This is a genomic window from Daeguia caeni (assembly GCF_042653845.1).
GTDB lineage: Bacteria > Pseudomonadota > Alphaproteobacteria > Rhizobiales > Rhizobiaceae > Brucella > Brucella caeni.
The window spans coordinates 60,778-77,195 of the sequence record NZ_JBHSEL010000052.1 but is presented as its reverse complement, the minus strand read 5'-3'; the positions used below and the strand labels follow the sequence as shown (position 1 = coordinate 77,195).

Sequence of the window (16,418 nt, the reverse complement as noted above, 5' to 3'; positions counted from 1 at the left end):
TGCTCTAGGCTTGTGGTATTTTGATAAAATGGAAACACCATTCCCGCCTTTCGACCCGAACGGTTCGGCTGACATTTCGCGCGGGCCCAAACTCACGCAGATCCCGTTGCGTCTTGTCATTCCGAATCTCATCACCGTGCTTGCCATTTGCGCAGGCCTGACGGGTATTCGGCTGGCATTTGAAAATCGCTTCGAGCTTGCCGTCATCATGGTGCTGGTCGCAGCCTTTCTTGATGGCATCGATGGCCGCATTGCCCGCATGATGAAGGGTTCATCAAAATTCGGCGCGCAGATGGATTCGCTGGCCGATATCGTCAATTTCGGCGTCGCGCCAGCGCTTGTGCTCTATGCCTATGTGCTGGATCAGGCACGCGCCTTTGGCTGGATCGCGGCTCTGCTTTATGCCATTGCCTGCTGCCTCAGGCTGGCGCGTTTCAATGTCATGCTGGAAGATCAGAATCGCTCGGCATGGCAGAACGATTATTTTGTCGGCGTACCGGCGCCCGCCGGTGCCATGCTGGTGCTTCTGCCGGTCTATCTGGGCTTTCTGGGGCTCATCCCGTCGCGCCCGCTGGCTTTTGGCGTTGCTGCTTATACGGTGGTGATTGCGCTGCTGCTGGTCAGTCGTCTTCCGGTCTATAATGGCAAGACAGCGGGCAATCTCGTGCACCGCGACATGGTCATGCCGCTGATTCTGTTTGTCGTGCTCTATGCCGCCTTTCTGATGAGCTACACCTGGTACACGTTAAGTATCACGGCCATAGCCTATCTGATCTTCCTGCCATTCAGCCTTGCCGCGTGGAACCGCCGTGAGGCGGCAGATCGTCTGGCAAGGCAAACAGCAGACGAAGACAACAGGCAGGAAGAAAACACCTCAGAAAACAGCACCCCGCCAGAGCAAGGCTGACGGGGTGTTCATCGCATTTCCCGCCTGGCCGGCCAACAGCCGGACCGGCAGGCATGGTCAGGATGGCATGTGGTAATCAAGGAAACGGTTCTGGCGCACGTCAAACAGCTTGCCAGTCACCTCCAGTGCCGGATCGGCAAGTGCCACGATCTTTTCTGCCACGGATTGCGGCGTCGGCAGGGTTTCCGGGTCTTCGCCCGGCATGGCCTGAGCGCGCATGGCAGTGCGCGTCGCACCTGGATTGACTGAATTGACCCTCAGCTTCATGCGCTTGGTTTCTTCTGCCCAGCTGCGACCAAGCACTTCAACGGCCGCCTTGGTTGCTGCATAGGGCGCCCAGAAGGCACGTGCCGAATGGGCAACGCCTGACGACAGCAGGATTGCGCGGCCCGCATCCGACAGGCGTAGCAGCGGATCGGTGGAGCGGATCAGACGCCAGACGCTGGTCAGATTGAGATTGACCACCTTTTCAAAGGTCTTGGCCTCGACATGGCCAATCGGCGAAATCGTGCCCAAAACGGCCGCATTGGCGACCAGGATGTCGAGCTTGCCCCAGCGTTCATAGATGGAGCCGCCAAGGCGGTCTATGGCTTCCATATCAGTCAGATCAAGCGGCACCAGCGTTGCCGAGCTGCCGAACTTGCGAATTTCATCGTCCAGTTCTTCAAGGCCACCAACCGTGCGTGCGACCGCAATCACATGCGCACCACGCTTGGCCAGTTCAAGCGAAAGAAAATAACCGATGCCGCGCGACGCACCCGTTACCAGTGCCAGACGGCCCGAAAGGTCGAAAGTCATGGTGTCCCCGATTTGTTGTGCGTCAGAAAATTCAGACTTTATGGAAAGTCCGAATTGCCCTGACAAATAGTTTGCGCAGTTCCGGACGGAAAGGCTGTGCCCGCTTTTCCTGGAGCTGCCTTAAGGAGATGAGCGGCCGCACGGCCGCTCAATGCGAAGCGGATCAACCGTTGCTGGCAAGCAGCGAAAGCGTGTGAATATTGCTTTCGCCTTCCTGATCCAGCAGGCGGGTTGGATAGTCGCCGGTGAAATAGTGATCGGTAAAGGCGGGCGCCTTCGGATCACGCGGGCTGCCGCCCACGGCCTTGTACAGGCCATCAATCGAGAGAAAGGCCAGCGAATCTGCGCCGATATAACGGCACATCGCATCGAGATCCTTGTACTGATTGGCCAGCAGCTTGTCGGCATGTGGCGTGTCGATGCCGTAGAAGTCCGGATGGTAGATCATCGGGCTTGCCACGCGCATATGGACTTCCTTGGCGCCTGCATCGCGGATCATCTGCACGATCTTGACCGAAGTGGTGCCGCGCACGATCGAGTCATCGACCAGAACCACACGCTTGCCTTCGATCATGGCGCGATTGGCCGAATGTTTCAGCTTTACGCCAAAGGCGCGGATCTGCTGCGTCGGCTCGATGAATGTGCGGCCGACATAATGGTTGCGGATGATGCCATATTCAAACGGAATGCCGCTTCTCTGGGCAAAGCCAAGTGCGGCGGGGGTTCCGCCATCCGGCACGGGCACGACAACATCGGCTTCGACACCGGCTTCTTCGGCCAGATTGATGCCCATGTTCTTGCGTGCGACATAGACGCTGCGGCCGCCGACAACCGAGTCCGGACGGGCGAAATAGACATATTCAAACAGGCAGAGCCGTTCCGGTTGCTTGACTTCCGGCTTGAAGCTGTTGGTCGTGATCGAGCCGTCCGGCTGAATTTCACAGACGACGATTTCGCCATTTTCAATGTCGCGCACATAGGTCGCGCCAATAATATCGAGCGCGCAGGTCTCCGAGCAGAAGATCGGCTTGCCGTCCAGTTCACCCATGACAAGCGGGCGAATGCCAATCGGGTCACGCGCGGCAATCAGTTTGGTACGGGTGAGGGCCAGCATCGCATAGCCGCCTTCGACCTGACGGATGGCTTCGATGAAACGGTCGGTCGAGGAGGTCTGCCGCGAACGGGCAATCAGATGCAGGACAACTTCCGTATCAGACGTGGCCTGAAAGATGGCGCCCGAGGCAATCAGCTGCTTGCGCAGCGTAAGACCATTGGTGAAATTGCCATTATGCGCAATCGCAATGCCACCGACTTCCAGCTCGGCGAAAAGCGGCTGCACATTGCGCAGGATCGTTTCGCCGGTGGTGGAATAACGCACATGGCCGATGGCGCGGTCACCCGGCAGGCGGCTCAGGGTCGAGGTGTCGGTGAAATGATCACCAACAAGGCCCATATGGCGTTCGGAGTGAAAACGGCGATTGTGATAGGACACAATACCGGCAGCTTCCTGACCACGATGCTGGAGGGCGTGCAGGCCCAGCGCCGTCAGCGCCGCAGCATCCTCATGACCGAGAATGCCGAAAACGCCACACTCTTCATGCAGGGTGTCTTCATCCAGCACAAAGGAAGTTTCGTCATGCGAATTTTGGAACATTGTCCGCAAAGCCTTTCAGTTGCGGTTGTTAAAGGCAATACTTACACGAAAGGGCGGCTTTTTGAAAGCAGAGCCTTATCGATGTCGTTTCGGCCCCGCATATAAGCGATAATTGGGGCCAAAAACAGAGGAAACCGGCATGTGCCGGTTTCGAATCTGTTTACTGTTGTGCCGGTGCGTCATCCGGAACAGGCGCGTCATTCTGTTCCGACGGGATGGCCTTGCGCAGTTCGTGCAGTTTCCGGGTGGCTTCGTCCGGGTCGGATGGCAGCAGGGACATCAGTTGCTGGCCGAGTGAATCGAGCATCGGCTTGGACTTGGCATTGGTGATCCAGACCGGCTGATTGGACGGCACAAGCCAGTTGAAGAACAGCATGGCCACGACCACGAGCAGAACACCGCGTGCGGCGCCGAACAGGAAGCCAAGTGTGCGGTCGAGTGCACCAATACGGCTGTCGATGATGAAATCGGCAATTTTCATGGTGATAAGCGACACCACGATCAGCACGCCCAGAAAGACTGCAGCAGCGGCGGCAATCTGTGCGATCGTCTCATTGCTGATATAGGGCTGCACATAGGGCAGGACAGGCTTGTAGAACAGATAGGCTGCGACAGCGGCAGCCGCCCAGGATGCCAGCGACAGGATTTCGCGGGAGAAACCGCGCACCATCGCAAGAACGGCTGATACCAGCGTTATTCCCAACAGAATTCCATCAAGCATGGTTATCGGCATTCAGGCATGTCCTCAGTAACTTGGCGCGACTTCGGCGCAGCAAAGACATTTTAATCCAGTTAGTCTAGCGCGGGAAAGTTGCTACTTCCTTCCTGCACGCAATTATTTCCTTCCGGCGCCGGAGGCGGCAATGCGTGCAACGAGATCCGGCAAGGCCGATGTTTCCGTCAGCGGGAAGCTGCGATCTTTCCACAAGTCACCACTGCCGGCTGGAACCACTGCCTGTTTGAAGCCGAGTTTTTCCGCTTCCTTCAAGCGTTGCACGGCATGGGTTACCGCACGCACAGCACCAGAGAGGCTGATTTCGCCGAAATAAACGCAATCCGGGGGAAGGGCAATACCGGCAAGTGATGAAACCAGGGCAGCAGCCACGGCAATATCGGCAGCAGGCTCGCTGATGCGATAGCCGCCTGCGACATTGAGATAGACATCGTGCTGGCCAAAGCGCACGCCGCAATGTGATTCGAGCACGGCCAGGATCATGGCAAGGCGGCCACCATCCCAGCCGACCACGGCGCGGCGCGGCGTGCCGAGCGAGGAGGGGGCAACGAGTGCCTGGATTTCCACCAGAACCGGACGGGTGCCCTCCATGCCGGCAAAAACCGCAGCCCCCGGGGCCTTTTCATTGCGCTCGCCCAGAAACAGCTCGGACGGATTGGCGACCTCACGCAAGCCTCCATCCGACATTTCAAACACGCCGATCTCGTCGGTCGGGCCGAAACGGTTCTTCACCGTGCGCAGGATGCGGTAGCGGTGCCCGCCTTCGCCTTCGAAATAAAGCACGCCATCAACCATATGTTCGACCACGCGCGGGCCAGCAATCTGGCCGTCCTTGGTGACATGGCCGACCAGCACCACGGCTGCACCAGTCTGCTTGGCGTAGCGGATCATCGCCTGCGCGGCGGTGCGTACCTGTGTCACGGTGCCGGGGGCGGAATCGGCCATATCCGTCCACAGCGTCTGGATCGAATCAATGATCACCAGATCGGGGCGCTTGCCTTCGGAAATGGTTGCCAGAATGTCTTCGACATTGGTTTCGGCGGCAAGCTCGACGGCGGAACCCGAAACACCAAGGCGCTGCGCCCGCAGCCTGATCTGCGCCACGGCTTCTTCGCCCGAAACATAGATGATGCGGTGGCCCCGGCCGGCAAGGGCCGCAGCTGCCTGGGTCAGAAGCGTGGACTTGCCAATCCCGGGATCGCCGCCGATCAACAGTGCCGAGCCACGCACAAAACCACCGCCCGTTACGCGATCAAGCTCGCTGATGCCGGAAATGATGCGCGGCGCATCTTCAATGTCGCCCGCAAGCGAGGTGAGGGCAACTGCGCGCCCCTTGCGCTTTGACAACAAGGCATTCGGCCCGGAACCAATGCCGCTGTTGGTGCCTTCCTCCACCAGCGTATTCCATTCGCCACACGAATCGCATTTCCCCGCCCAGCGCGAATGCACTGAACCGCAATTCTGGCAGATGAACTGAACGCGTGGTTTGGCCATGACAAGGATCACCGGACAGCTTCCCGGTAAGCACGGCCGGGACATGCGTCAAAACAAAAGTTGAGGGCATTTCTCATGGGCTGTTTACCTGAGAAATGCCCTTAGGGAAATTATTCAAAACGATCCGGCAGGTAGGATGCATCGGCCAGATCGGCAAAGCGGGTGAATTCGGCCTGGAAGGCAAGCTTGACCGTGCCGGTCGGCCCGTGGCGCTGCTTGGCAATGATCACATCGGCCGTGCCACGTACTTTTTCATAATGCTGGCGCCATTCTTCATATTTCGGGTCGAATTCGTCGCGCGGTTCAAGATTCTTGACGTAATATTCCTCGCGGAACACGAACAGCACCACGTCGGCATCTTGTTCGATCGAGCCCGATTCACGCAGATCCGAAAGCTGTGGCCGCTTGTCATCGCGGCTTTCCACCTGACGCGACAGCTGCGACAGGGCGATGATGGGAATATTCAGCTCCTTGGCCAATGCCTTGAGGCCGGTGGTGATTTCAGTGATTTCCTGCACACGGTTGGCAGATGCGGCCTTCGACGTTCCGGTCATGAGCTGGACATAGTCGATGACCAGTACATCAAGACCGCGCTGGCGCTTCAGGCGGCGCGCGCGGGCGGCAAGTTGGGCAATTGAAATGCCACCCGTCTGGTCAATATAGAGCGGGATTTTCTGCATCACCTGCGAACAGGCAACGAGTTTCTCGAAATCCGTTTCGGTAATGTCGCCGCGGCGGATTTTCGCAGAAGAGACTTCCGTCTGCTCGGAAATGATACGGGTGGCGAGCTGTTCTGCCGACATTTCGAGCGAGAAGAAACCGACAACGCCGCCATTGACGGCCTTGACTGTGCCGTCCGCCTGCTGCTCGCCGACATAGGCATTGGCAATGTTGAAGGCGATATTGGTGGCAAGCGAGGTCTTGCCCATGCCCGGACGGCCTGCAAGGATGATCAAGTCGGAAGGCTGCAGGCCACCCATCTTGGCATCTAGCGAGTGAATACCGGTCGAAATGCCTGAGAGATGCCCGTCGCGCATGAAGGCGGCATTGGCCATGTCGACGGCGGTGGTGACCGCGTCCTTGAACGGCAGGAAGCCGCCATCATAACGGCCGGTTTCGGCCAGTTCGAACAGGCGCCGTTCTGCTTCCTCTATCTGCTCCTGCGGCGCCATGTCGACCGGCGCATCATAAGCGGTGTTGACCAGGTCCTCACCTATGCCGATCAGCGCGCGGCGTATTGCCAGATCATAGATCGCGCGACCATAATCTTCCGCATTGATGACGGTGACGGCCTCGGTTGCAAGGCGCGTTACATATTGGAAAATAGTGAGATCCCCGACCTTGCCTTCCGCCGGCAGGAAGGTCTTCATCGTCACCGGATTGGCCATCTTGCCAATGCGGATCAGATCGCTGGCGATTTCAAAAATGCGCCGATGCAGGGGATCAAAGAAATGCGTGGGCTTCAGGAAGTCCGATACCCGGTAAAAGGCATCATTGTTGATCATGATGGCACCGAGCAGAGCCTGCTCTGCTTCAATATTGTGCGGCGCCACCCGGTAAAGCGGATCCTGCTGATCACGCATTTCGTCGAGTTTGCGTATTGCCGCTTCCGCCATGATTCCACACCCTTTTCCTGATGTTTCCAGCTAACCGTCAATTGCGGCCAAACGCAACGCAACATGAGAAAAATGCGGCCGGAAGAACGAAGCTATACCATGATTCACACCAATTCACAGTTCACACTAGTGTTTTAATGATAGCTTGTTGACATGCGGCCTGACCGTGTCAGGCCTGCATGCTGCATTTGCCGGCCGTCTCCTCGCTATTGGCAATGCGCAGCGCGCTGTCGAGCCGTTTCAGGCGTTTTTCCTCCGCCTCGATATAGCTGCGCGTCAATGGTACTGCATCCTGACGATGGGCAATCTGGATGTGGAAAACCATCATGTTCTGCCAGCGGAAGGCGCTTTCGGATGCGGCCAGATAGAATTCCCACATGCGGCAGAAGCGCTCATCATAAAGCGCCTTGGCCTCATCGCGCCGTGCGATGAAGGCCTCGCGCCAGGCTTTCAGTGTTTCGGCATAATGCAGGCGCAGGATTTCGATATCGGTGACGTAAAGGCCGGCCTTTTCAATATGAGGCAGCACTTCCGACAGGGCCGGAATATAGCCGCCGGGGAAAATATATTTGCGGATGAATGGATTGGTTGCTCCGGGACCGTCGGCGCGGCCAATCGAATGCAGAAGAAAAATGCCATCTGGCTTCAGAAGCCGGGCCACATGCTGGAAATATTCGCCAAAATGGCCAACACCGACATGCTCAAACATGCCGACGGAGACAAGGCGGTCAAACCTGTCATGAATGCTGCGGTAGTCCGTCAGCAGGAACTTGGCCCGGTCGGCCAATCCTTCTTCCTCCGCACGTTTGTTGGCAATGCCATATTGTTCTTCCGAAAGCGTCACGCCGGTGACATTGGCCTTGAGGTGACGTGCCAGATAAAGCCCCATGCCGCCCCAGCCGCAGCCAATATCGAGCACCTTGTCACCCTCGCGCACCAGAAGCTTGGCTGCAATATGGCGTTTCTTGGCCAGTTGTGCTTCTGCAAGTGTGGCATTGGGCGGATCAAAATAGGCGCAGGAATATTGCTTGTCCGGATCAAGAAACAGGTCATACAGCTCGCCGGACAGGTCGTAATGGCTTTTGATGTTCCTGGACGAGCGCGCGATGGTGTTCATCTGCTGGAAGCGGCGCAGCAGTACCCGCATCCTGCCGATCATCTTCATCCATGGTTCAGTTGCCGCCGTCGGCCCGGTATTTTCAAAGACGAGCTGCAAGAATGAATAGACATCGCCTTCGACAAAATCGATGTCACCATCCATGAAACATTCGCCGACCTTCAGTTCCGGGTCGAGAACGACGGCGCGTTCGGCCTGCCTGTTATTGAATCTGATATGTACCGGCACCCCGGTTTTGTCGCCGAATTGATGACGGTTGCCGTCCGCATCGGTGACGGTCAGGTCACCGGCCTTGATCATGCGTGTCAGAACCGCCCGTAGCATTGTATTCATCAGCTCATCCCCTTTTTGAGCCATCCCTCGCGGATGTGATGAAGACATGCCTTTCCACGCTTGCAGGTCAGCTGGCCTTGCTATGCGTTCCCGCTGCCATGTGCCGGCAACGGATGGTGATCTTGTTGGCCTCTGCGCGAGGCGTGGATTCGTGTCAGCATTTCTTCATTCCAGTTCCGGCTGCAAGAATAGGATGTTTTCGCAATCTGAAAAGAGGGAATACTGGAAAAGCCTGATAAGTTTGATCATTTCCGGTTTAAACAGGCTTGGGGCGCGGACACTCATGTGTTGGCCTGTCGGTTTCCGGCTCTGCTGATTGAAGGCTTCAGGCGAGGAGGTCTTTGATGGAACATCACCGTATGATCTGAGCGACCGGGAATGGTTGATCATCGCCGCACTGTTGCCGCACAAGCCTCGTGGCTGCGCATGAGCTTTGGAATAAATGATAAAAATTTAAATTCCGATTGAAATCAAGAATAATCTTAATATACAGCTATTAAATAAATATAATCTGACAATATGCATTGGGCGTATTATGAAAAAATATACAGCTTTTCTTGGCTTGGGAGCATCCCTTCTTGTCGCGTCCAATGCATTTGCGTCGGATGCTGTTTTGGTCCCGGACCATGCAGAAAACTACGTGCGCGTTTGTGACGCCTATGGTAGTGGTTTCTTCTATATTCCAGGCACTGAAACCTGCATGAAGCTGTCGGGTTATGTCAGAACGACAATACAGGGCGGCACGAACGCCTATTCCGGTGTGCCATATGGCAGCTGGCAGTTTTCCAACCGTTTTGCACTCAAGATCGAGACTGCAAGCGAAACCGAGCTTGGGCCATTAAAAGTACAGACTGAAATCCACTTCAATTACAAAGAACACAAGAATGATGAGGAATATGCCTATATCACTCTTGGTGGTTTTCTTGTTGGTTATGCGCCCACTGCCTTTACCAATTATATCGACCTCGGCAATGTCGTGATGGACGATGTTGTCTCGCAGGGCGCTTTCTCCCAGACAGGGCAGATCTCCTATACTTATACCAATCCGAATGGGTTTACCGGTGTTATTGCCCTTGAACAGGGCAGTGGTGACTACGTCATTGATGGTTATGTGCCTTTTGTCGTGGGCTCTGCTCAGTATTCTCAGGATTGGGGTTCTGTAGCCACAAGTGTTGCCTATGATTCAGTCATTGAGGGCTGGGCTGGGCAGCTCAATGCGATTATCAATGTGACAGACAAGTTTTCTGTCTGGGTTGTTGGGGGCTATGCCAACAAGGAAACCAGTAATCAGGCCTATGGTTCGTGGGGCGGAAACTGGGCAGTCTGGGGCGGTGCAGCCTATCAGTTTGTCGAGACAACCTCATTCAATATTCAGGCCGCAACCGAAGAATGGGGCATGGTATCAGTCACGGCCAACCTTGTTTATGAGCCAGTCAAGAATCTGCAGGTAACACCGGAAGTAACCTGGACGCGCTTTGCAGATAATGGTCACTATACCTATGAAGAGCGCAATGCTGTACAGGGATTGCTCCGTGTCAAGCGTTCCTTCTGATATTCTCTATGCTGATGGCCTTTTGCTGCAGGGTGATCTGTTCTGAAGGTACATCTTTAGCCGGGTGGCTTATATGATTGCGCAATATGCAGGCTGCCCGGCAAGTATGTCTTGCATATTCGGTTGAAGCCCGGCCTTTCATGAAGCCAGTCAGGCTGGTTCCACATCTGTAATGGTTTGATTTGCAATTAGATAAAGAGTTCCGGTTGGCTTGCGGATTTCCTGAATGGGCTTCATAAGGTGTTTTGAAACTAACGCCTTGATCTGCTTGAAAAGCCGTATGCAATGCCGATTTGCGGACATGTCGGCATGATTTGTTGATGGAACTGTAATGACGCGGTTTGATGGCCGCTTATCGTTCTCACCATGCGCTCGGCCTGGCATCAGTTCACAGATGATATGGTTTTGTCAGGCAATGTTCGATGTGGTTTTCATGTGCCACTCGACCAAAGATGCACGGGAAGGTTGCTACCCTGCCTTGCTTCTGCTGAATGAGCCGGGGTTATTGTCCGTCAGGATCGTACGGATCCTGTAAGGCACGGTTTATTAATGATCTGAGGTGCCCGGCTGCAACCAGTTCTGTTGCCTTGCAGCAAATTCGTGCAACACAAGCCTGCTGGTTGGATCGACGCGATAAAGAGGAGGGTTTTACCCTTTCCCTCATGCGTTGCAGGCAGTGATGCGGCGAAGAAGGGCAGATGCAGGCTCACATCCCCGGGCATGATATAAACAGCATCGAGTTGTAGTCGAGCCTGAAGCAGCAGTGCTACAACAGGACCTTTCCCATCGGCCTCACGTACGACATTCTCTTGCACTATTCAGGATTGGCTTTCCGCTGATCCCGAACCTCGCTGCGAGCTGCGCGGCGTCAGTTTTCGATTGCTGTTGCCAGTCTGGATAGAGTGCGTATCCTTGGCGCTGGCGTGCAGATCTTGCCCCATAACGCCCGGCATTGTGCCGCAGAATTACATGCCGGAGTTGAAACATCTGATGCTGCAGGCCGCCAATATGCGGGCAGCGGCAAATGTCTTGCAAACAAACGCCGTACGTTTGCACAAACGTACGGCGCTTTTGTCTGATACCTGCACAATCAGGCAGGTGCAGTCATGAAGTCAGGCAGATCAGGCCTGTTCTTCGTCAGCCTCAACGACTTCATCATCGAAGAATTCTTCAGACAGAGGCTGTTCTTCGATGCCATAGATGGCTTCAACCGAGGTCAGGTCTTCACCCTTGGCCTGACGTTCAGCTTCTTCAGCCGTACGGGCAACATTGACCGTTACGGTGACCTGAACTTCCGGATGCAGCGAGATGACGATCTGGTGCAGACCGATGGTCTTGATCGGATGGTTCAGTTCAACCTGGTTGCGGTGCAGGGTGAAGCCGTTGGCGGTGATGATTTCAGCAATGTCGCGGGTCGAAACCGAACCGTAGAGCTGACCGGTTTCACCAGCCGAACGGACGACGACGAAGCTTTCGCCATCAAGCTTTTCGGCAACGGCCAGGGCTTCATTCTTGCGTTCGAGATTCTGGGCCTCAAGCTGGGCGCGCTGGCTTTCGAACTTCTTCTTGTTGGCTTCATTGGCGCGCAGGGCCTTGCCCTGTGGCAGCAGGAAGTTACGGGCATAGCCGTCCTTGACCTTTACAACGTCGCCCATCTGGCCGAGGCGGCCAATGCGTTCCAGAAGAATGACTTCCATTGGAGTTTCCTTTCGGGTTTTACAGATTACGGTTTACCGGCTCCCGGCAGTTTCGATACAGGCGCGGCACGCGATGTGTCGAAAAGGCCGAGAACCAGGAAGATGAACAGCAGAAATGCAAATAGCAGAACTGCGACATAGACGAACCAGAGTGCAATCGGACGCCATGTCTTGCCGCGCGTGCGATCGTGAAAAATGGCAAGACCAGACAGGGCAAAGCCAAGTCCAAGGGAGCCGGCAATCACGGTTGCCATCAGCCCGATCGCGCCGGACAGGAAAGATGCGGCCAGTGCCACGCCGAAGACGATGAGGGCAGGGCGTGGCAGGCGCAGCGTTGCCGGCCAGTCATCACGTGGACGGCGCAGGCGACCGGAAAAGGCCGTCAGGCGCAGAGCCAGATAAAGATTGCCGACCAGTGTGGCAAGGCAGGTCGCCGGCTGCATGGCAGGCAGTGCCACCATCAGCAATTGCGCAAGGCTGTCGCGGAATTCATCATTGACGACAAAGTCCGGATTGGCTTCGCTGATGCGTTCGATCACCGTGTTTGCAAGTTCACGCGCCATATCCGGGCCAAAGCCCATAATGACGCCGATAATGATGAAACTTGCCGCGACCATCAGGGCAAGGCGGAACAGGATGTCGGACAACGGATACCAGACCAGCACATCCTTCGGGCCGCCCAGTTCCGATGCCGGACGGGCAAGGCCGATGAGATAGGCACCGGTTGCGGCCGGAATATAGCTGGTCAGTGCCATCAGGAGGGCTGCCATCGGCACGGCCACCACGCCAACGGCAGCAGTTGCGGCAAGTGCGGCAACAATGCCGGCACCTGAGCCCCAGCCGAGTGCAGCGATGAAAATGGGCAGTGGTGTCAGGAAATAGAGAACCATCGCCATGCCGCTCTGGGCAATGACGCCAGACGACATCAGGGCCGAGGCGAGCCCCGCCAGAATGCCAACTGCGATGATGGTTCCGTTGAACTTCATGAATGCGCTGTCCTGCTCCGGTCATTCCGGTCTTGCAGTTAGAGGCGGCCTGAACGGCTCTTCAGCCCCAACTTGGGATTTCGTGATTCGCTTCCAGCCGCCCCATTGCGGCAGGAGGAAAGGGAGGCGCGAACGCCTCCCGCAAATCTTACTTCACAACGTATGGCAGCAGGCCGAGGAAACGGGCGCGCTTGATCGCCTTGGCGAGTTCGCGCTGCTTCTTCTGGCTGACAGCCGTGATACGGGAAGGAACGATCTTGCCGCGTTCGGAAATGTAACGCTGCAGGAGCTTGATGTCCTTGTAATCGATCTTCGGCGCATTCGGACCCGAGAACGGGCAGGTCTTGCGGCGACGATGGAAAGGACGGCGGGTCGGGATCTGATTGATGTCAACCATGTCTAACCTCATTCACCTGCTTCATTGTCACGCGAGCGGCGTGAGCCACCCTCACGTGCACGGCGCGGACGGTCTTCACCATCGCGTTCACGACGGTCGTCGCGGCGGGTGAGCATGGCCGACTGGCCTTCTTCGAGTTCGTCAACACGAACCGTAAGGAAGCGCAGAACGTCTTCGTTGATGCGCATCTGACGTTCCATTTCCGCAACGGCAGCGGCCGGAGCGTCAATGTTCATCAGCGTGTAATACGCCTTGCGGTTCTTCTTGATACGGTAGGTCAGGGGACGCAGACCCCAGTTTTCAACCTTACCAACCTTGCCGCCATTGGCTTCGATGACACCCTTGAACTGTTCGACGAGCGCGTCGACCTGCTGCTGGGTGATGTCCTGGCGGGCAAGAAGCACATGTTCATAAAGAGCCATTGGCTTTGCCTTTCTTCAGTCTATCGTGCCCGGTTCCAACGGCCAAGCCTCTGCGACTTCTCTTTTTCCGGGTAAACCGGCGGAAGAAAGGACGCTCAATGAGACGATCGAGAGCGGAGACACGGGAGGCAGAAGTGCTTATGACTTCCACGTCCGGATCAGACATAACCGTCCTTTCCAGACGCCACTCCGTTCAGCCCCCAGCTGGCGCCGAGCAATGAACGGGGGGTCAATACGGGTTTTTCCCCTTGTTTGCAAGCCGCAAAAGGCCAGTTTTCCGACAAATACTTGACTTTTTCACCTTGTCTGGGGCACATCCCGCGAAATTGATCATCAGGGAGACATCCATGACGGTAGCATTTACATTTCCCGGACAGGGCAGCCAGGCAGTTGGAATGGGCAAGGCTCTGGCCGAACAGTTCGCGGAAGCGCGTGCCGTTTTTGATGAGGTGGACGAGGCTCTGGGCGAAAAACTCTCAGCCATCATGTTTGAAGGCCCTGAAGATGTGCTCACGCTGACGGCCAATGCACAGCCAGCCCTGATGGCGGTCTCGATCGCGGTTCTGCGCGTCATGGAAGCGCGTGGCTTTTCACTGAAGGATAAGGTGTCCTATGTTGCCGGCCATTCGCTGGGCGAATATTCGGCGCTGTGCGCAGCCGGCACCTTCTCGCTTGCTGATACGGCGCGCCTGTTGCGCATTCGCGGTAATGCCATGCAGAAGGCTGTCCCGGTCGGCGAAGGCGCCATGGCTGCCATCATCGGTCTGGAACATGGCGATGTTGAAGCCGTCTGTGCCGAAGCCAGTGCATCCGGTTCGGTTCAGGTCGCCAATGACAATGGCGGCGGCCAGCTGGTGATCTCCGGCGCGAAGGCAGCCGTCGAGCTTGCTGCAAGGCTTGCTTCTGAAAAGGGGGCCAAGCGTGCCATCATGCTGCCGGTCTCCGCGCCTTTCCATTCAACCTTGATGGCGCCTGCCGCAGAAGCCATGCGCGAAGCCCTGGCCAGGGTTGAGAAGCACAATCCGGTTGTCCCCCTCATTGCCAATGTGCGTGCGGCGCCCGTGACGGATGCCAATGAAATTGCCGATCTTCTGGTCGAGCAGGTCACCGGCCAGGTGCGCTGGCGCGAGACTGTTGAGTGGTTTGCGCAAAATGGCGTAACCTCGCTGTATGAAGTGGGTTCGGGCAAGGTTCTGACCGGTCTTGCGCGCCGCATCTCCAAGGATGTGGCGGGGGCTGTGATCGGTACGGCCGAGGAAATCGAAGCCGCGCTCAATGCTCTCAATTCGTAATCTGAATTCCTGAAAAAGGGGAATGACCATGTTTGATCTGTCAGGCCGCAAGGCACTTGTTACTGGCGCAACCGGCGGTCTGGGCGAGGCGATTGCCCGCGCTCTGCATGCGCAGGGCGCAATCGTCGGCCTGCATGGCACGCGGGAAGAAAAGCTGAAGGAGCTGGCCGCCGAGCTCGGCGAGCGCGTTTTTGTCTTTCCCGCCAATCTTTCTGATCGCGAAGCCGTCAAGGCACTGGGCCAGAAGGCCGAGGAGGAAATGGGCGGCATTGACATTCTGGTCAACAATGCCGGCATTACCCGCGATGGTCTGTTCGTGCGCATGAGCGATGAGGACTGGGATACGGTGCTCAACATCAATCTGACATCCGTATTCAATCTCACCCGCGAGCTGACCCATCCGATGATGCGCCGCCGTTTTGGTCGCATCATCAATATCACGTCGATCGTTGGTGTGACGGGCAATCCGGGGCAGGCCAATTACTGTGCCTCCAAGGCTGGCCTGATCGGCTTTACCAAGTCTCTGGCGCAGGAAATCGCCAGCCGCAATGTAACCGTCAACTGCATTGCGCCGGGCTTCATCGAATCGGCCATGACCGACAAGCTCAACGAGAAGCAGAAAGAAGCGATCATGGGCAATATTCCCATGAAGCGTATGGGGGCGGGCAAGGATATTGCGGCCGCTGTCGTCTATCTTGCCAGCGATGAAGCTGCCTATGTTACCGGTCAGACGCTGCATGTGAATGGCGGCATGGCGATGATCTGATGGCAGCGACTGCCGGTCAGATATTTACTTTTGATATAATGGGCTGGTATTTTTGTTAGAAATGACCATTCCGTTGGGGTATCAAAAGGAAAATACGCTTTGCCTCGCTCAAGAAGCGTGGTAATGCGCCGAGTGAGAATTGTGGCAGGGTGTGTCCTGTCGCATTTCATTCCGCAAGGAATATCCACAGGATGACTGTCTGGGCGTCAGCGCCTATAGGTGGCGGGCATCTTACAACTTGATTACAATCCTGCATGCCGCTAACCAAGGCAGAGCAAACAAACACACAGGTCGAGGTTCCGACATGAGCGATACCGCAGAACGCGTCAAGAAAATCGTTGTTGAACATCTGGGCGTAGATGCCGACAAGGTCACCGAAGGTGCAAGCTTCATCGATGATCTCGGCGCAGACAGCCTGGACACCGTCGAGCTGGTCATGGCTTTCGAAGAAGAATTCGGCGTTGAAATTCCTGACGACGCTGCTGAAACGATCCTGACCGTTGGCGACGCGGTTAAGTTCATCGAAAAGGCTTCGGCCTAATTCTGTACAAATGGGGCCGTGATTCCTTGAGAATCCGGCCCTGTTCGTTTTCAGCCTGTCTGTCCTTCAGATTGTGCGTTGGTGGACTGTGCTGCCAGCCAGGCCCTGATCAG

The 16,418-nt window shown here is 56.2% G+C and carries 15 protein-coding genes; 5 read left to right on the top strand and 10 right to left on the bottom strand.

Going from position 1 to position 16,418, the window contains the following annotated elements:
- Positions 1-28: 28 nt before the first annotated feature.
- The gene (gene pssA, locus ACFO1V_RS07860; protein ID WP_374831667.1) at positions 29-907 is read left to right on the top strand and encodes a CDP-diacylglycerol--serine O-phosphatidyltransferase; all 879 of its coding nucleotides are present in this window, start codon (positions 29-31) and stop codon (positions 905-907) included.
- Between the two features lie 57 nt (positions 908-964).
- Here pssA and ACFO1V_RS07855 read toward each other — a convergent pair whose 3' ends face one another.
- The 6 genes from ACFO1V_RS07855 to ACFO1V_RS07830 form a co-directional block, all read right to left on the bottom strand.
- Positions 965-1,705 carry an SDR family NAD(P)-dependent oxidoreductase gene (locus ACFO1V_RS07855; RefSeq protein WP_374831669.1) on the bottom strand — a complete coding sequence of 247 codons (741 nt, stop codon included), beginning with the start codon at positions 1,703-1,705 and terminating at the stop codon, positions 965-967.
- Positions 1,706-1,868: 163 nt separating this feature from the next.
- Positions 1,869-3,359 carry an amidophosphoribosyltransferase gene (purF, locus tag ACFO1V_RS07850; protein ID WP_374831671.1) on the bottom strand — a complete coding sequence of 497 codons (1,491 nt, stop codon included), beginning with the start codon at positions 3,357-3,359 and terminating at the stop codon, positions 1,869-1,871.
- Positions 3,360-3,519: 160 nt separating this feature from the next.
- Positions 3,520-4,092 carry a CvpA family protein gene (locus ACFO1V_RS07845; protein ID WP_374831673.1) on the bottom strand — a complete coding sequence of 191 codons (573 nt, stop codon included), beginning with the start codon at positions 4,090-4,092 and terminating at the stop codon, positions 3,520-3,522.
- A gap of 102 nt (positions 4,093-4,194) precedes the next feature.
- Complete coding sequence (gene radA / locus ACFO1V_RS07840) at positions 4,195-5,586, bottom strand: DNA repair protein RadA (protein ID WP_374831675.1); 1,392 nt, start codon at positions 5,584-5,586, stop codon at positions 4,195-4,197.
- Positions 5,587-5,696: 110 nt separating this feature from the next.
- On the bottom strand, positions 5,697-7,202 hold the full coding sequence (locus ACFO1V_RS07835; RefSeq protein WP_374831677.1) for a replicative DNA helicase: 1,506 nt from the start codon (positions 7,200-7,202) through the stop codon (positions 5,697-5,699).
- Between the two features lie 169 nt (positions 7,203-7,371).
- Complete coding sequence (locus ACFO1V_RS07830) at positions 7,372-8,652, bottom strand: class I SAM-dependent methyltransferase (protein WP_374831679.1); 1,281 nt, start codon at positions 8,650-8,652, stop codon at positions 7,372-7,374.
- Positions 8,653-9,187: 535 nt separating this feature from the next.
- Between ACFO1V_RS07830 and ACFO1V_RS07825 the strand changes: the two genes are divergently transcribed.
- Positions 9,188-10,204 carry a porin gene (locus ACFO1V_RS07825; protein WP_374831681.1) on the top strand — a complete coding sequence of 339 codons (1,017 nt, stop codon included), beginning with the start codon at positions 9,188-9,190 and terminating at the stop codon, positions 10,202-10,204.
- A 1,121-nt stretch (positions 10,205-11,325) separates the two neighbouring features.
- Here ACFO1V_RS07825 and rplI read toward each other — a convergent pair.
- The 4 genes from rplI to rpsF form a co-directional block, all read right to left on the bottom strand.
- On the bottom strand, positions 11,326-11,901 hold the full coding sequence (rplI, locus tag ACFO1V_RS07820) for a 50S ribosomal protein L9 (protein ID WP_374831683.1): 576 nt from the start codon (positions 11,899-11,901) through the stop codon (positions 11,326-11,328).
- Between the two features lie 26 nt (positions 11,902-11,927).
- The gene (locus ACFO1V_RS07815) at positions 11,928-12,887 is read right to left on the bottom strand and encodes a DUF2232 domain-containing protein (protein ID WP_374831685.1); all 960 of its coding nucleotides are present in this window, start codon (positions 12,885-12,887) and stop codon (positions 11,928-11,930) included.
- A 148-nt stretch (positions 12,888-13,035) separates the two neighbouring features.
- Positions 13,036-13,284 carry a 30S ribosomal protein S18 gene (gene rpsR / locus ACFO1V_RS07810; RefSeq protein WP_094506475.1) on the bottom strand — a complete coding sequence of 83 codons (249 nt, stop codon included), beginning with the start codon at positions 13,282-13,284 and terminating at the stop codon, positions 13,036-13,038.
- Positions 13,285-13,292: 8 nt separating this feature from the next.
- The gene (rpsF, locus tag ACFO1V_RS07805) at positions 13,293-13,706 is read right to left on the bottom strand and encodes a 30S ribosomal protein S6 (RefSeq protein WP_374831687.1); all 414 of its coding nucleotides are present in this window, start codon (positions 13,704-13,706) and stop codon (positions 13,293-13,295) included.
- A gap of 347 nt (positions 13,707-14,053) precedes the next feature.
- On the opposite strand from rpsF, the gene fabD reads away from it, so the two are divergent.
- From fabD to ACFO1V_RS07790, 3 genes are all read left to right on the top strand, one after another.
- Positions 14,054-14,998 (top strand): ACP S-malonyltransferase, encoded by a 945-nt coding sequence (gene fabD, locus ACFO1V_RS07800; RefSeq protein ID WP_374831689.1) that lies wholly within the window; start codon positions 14,054-14,056, stop codon positions 14,996-14,998.
- Between the two features lie 28 nt (positions 14,999-15,026).
- Positions 15,027-15,764, top strand: a complete 738-nt coding sequence (fabG, locus tag ACFO1V_RS07795) for a 3-oxoacyl-[acyl-carrier-protein] reductase (RefSeq protein ID WP_374831691.1) — start codon at positions 15,027-15,029, stop codon at positions 15,762-15,764.
- 304 nt (positions 15,765-16,068) lie between these two features.
- Positions 16,069-16,305 (top strand): acyl carrier protein, encoded by a 237-nt coding sequence (locus tag ACFO1V_RS07790; RefSeq protein ID WP_024848545.1) that lies wholly within the window; start codon positions 16,069-16,071, stop codon positions 16,303-16,305.
- Positions 16,306-16,418 lie beyond the last annotated feature (113 nt).

Excerpts from the sequence above, each read along its gene's own strand:
- ACFO1V_RS07830 (WP_374831679.1), bottom strand. The coding sequence starts at position 8,652 with ATGAATACAATGCTACGGGCGGTTCTGACACGCATGATCAAGGCCGGT.
- rpsR (WP_094506475.1), bottom strand. The coding sequence starts at position 13,284 with ATGGTTGACATCAATCAGATCCCGACCCGCCGTCCTTTCCATCGTCGC.
- rpsF (WP_374831687.1), bottom strand. The coding sequence starts at position 13,706 with ATGGCTCTTTATGAACATGTGCTTCTTGCCCGCCAGGACATCACCCAG.
- fabD (WP_374831689.1), top strand. The coding sequence starts at position 14,054 with ATGACGGTAGCATTTACATTTCCCGGACAGGGCAGCCAGGCAGTTGGA.
- purF (WP_374831671.1), bottom strand. The coding sequence starts at position 3,359 with ATGTTCCAAAATTCGCATGACGAAACTTCCTTTGTGCTGGATGAAGAC.
- ACFO1V_RS07845 (WP_374831673.1), bottom strand. The coding sequence starts at position 4,092 with ATGCCGATAACCATGCTTGATGGAATTCTGTTGGGAATAACGCTGGTA.
- ACFO1V_RS07815 (WP_374831685.1), bottom strand. The coding sequence starts at position 12,887 with ATGAAGTTCAACGGAACCATCATCGCAGTTGGCATTCTGGCGGGGCTC.
- rplI (WP_374831683.1), bottom strand. The coding sequence starts at position 11,901 with ATGGAAGTCATTCTTCTGGAACGCATTGGCCGCCTCGGCCAGATGGGC.
- fabG (WP_374831691.1), top strand. The coding sequence starts at position 15,027 with ATGTTTGATCTGTCAGGCCGCAAGGCACTTGTTACTGGCGCAACCGGC.
- radA (WP_374831675.1), bottom strand. The coding sequence starts at position 5,586 with ATGGCCAAACCACGCGTTCAGTTCATCTGCCAGAATTGCGGTTCAGTG.
- ACFO1V_RS07855 (WP_374831669.1), bottom strand. The coding sequence starts at position 1,705 with ATGACTTTCGACCTTTCGGGCCGTCTGGCACTGGTAACGGGTGCGTCG.
- ACFO1V_RS07835 (WP_374831677.1), bottom strand. The coding sequence starts at position 7,202 with ATGGCGGAAGCGGCAATACGCAAACTCGACGAAATGCGTGATCAGCAG.
- pssA (WP_374831667.1), top strand. The coding sequence starts at position 29 with ATGGAAACACCATTCCCGCCTTTCGACCCGAACGGTTCGGCTGACATT.
- ACFO1V_RS07790 (WP_024848545.1), top strand. The coding sequence starts at position 16,069 with ATGAGCGATACCGCAGAACGCGTCAAGAAAATCGTTGTTGAACATCTG.
- ACFO1V_RS07825 (WP_374831681.1), top strand. The coding sequence starts at position 9,188 with ATGAAAAAATATACAGCTTTTCTTGGCTTGGGAGCATCCCTTCTTGTC.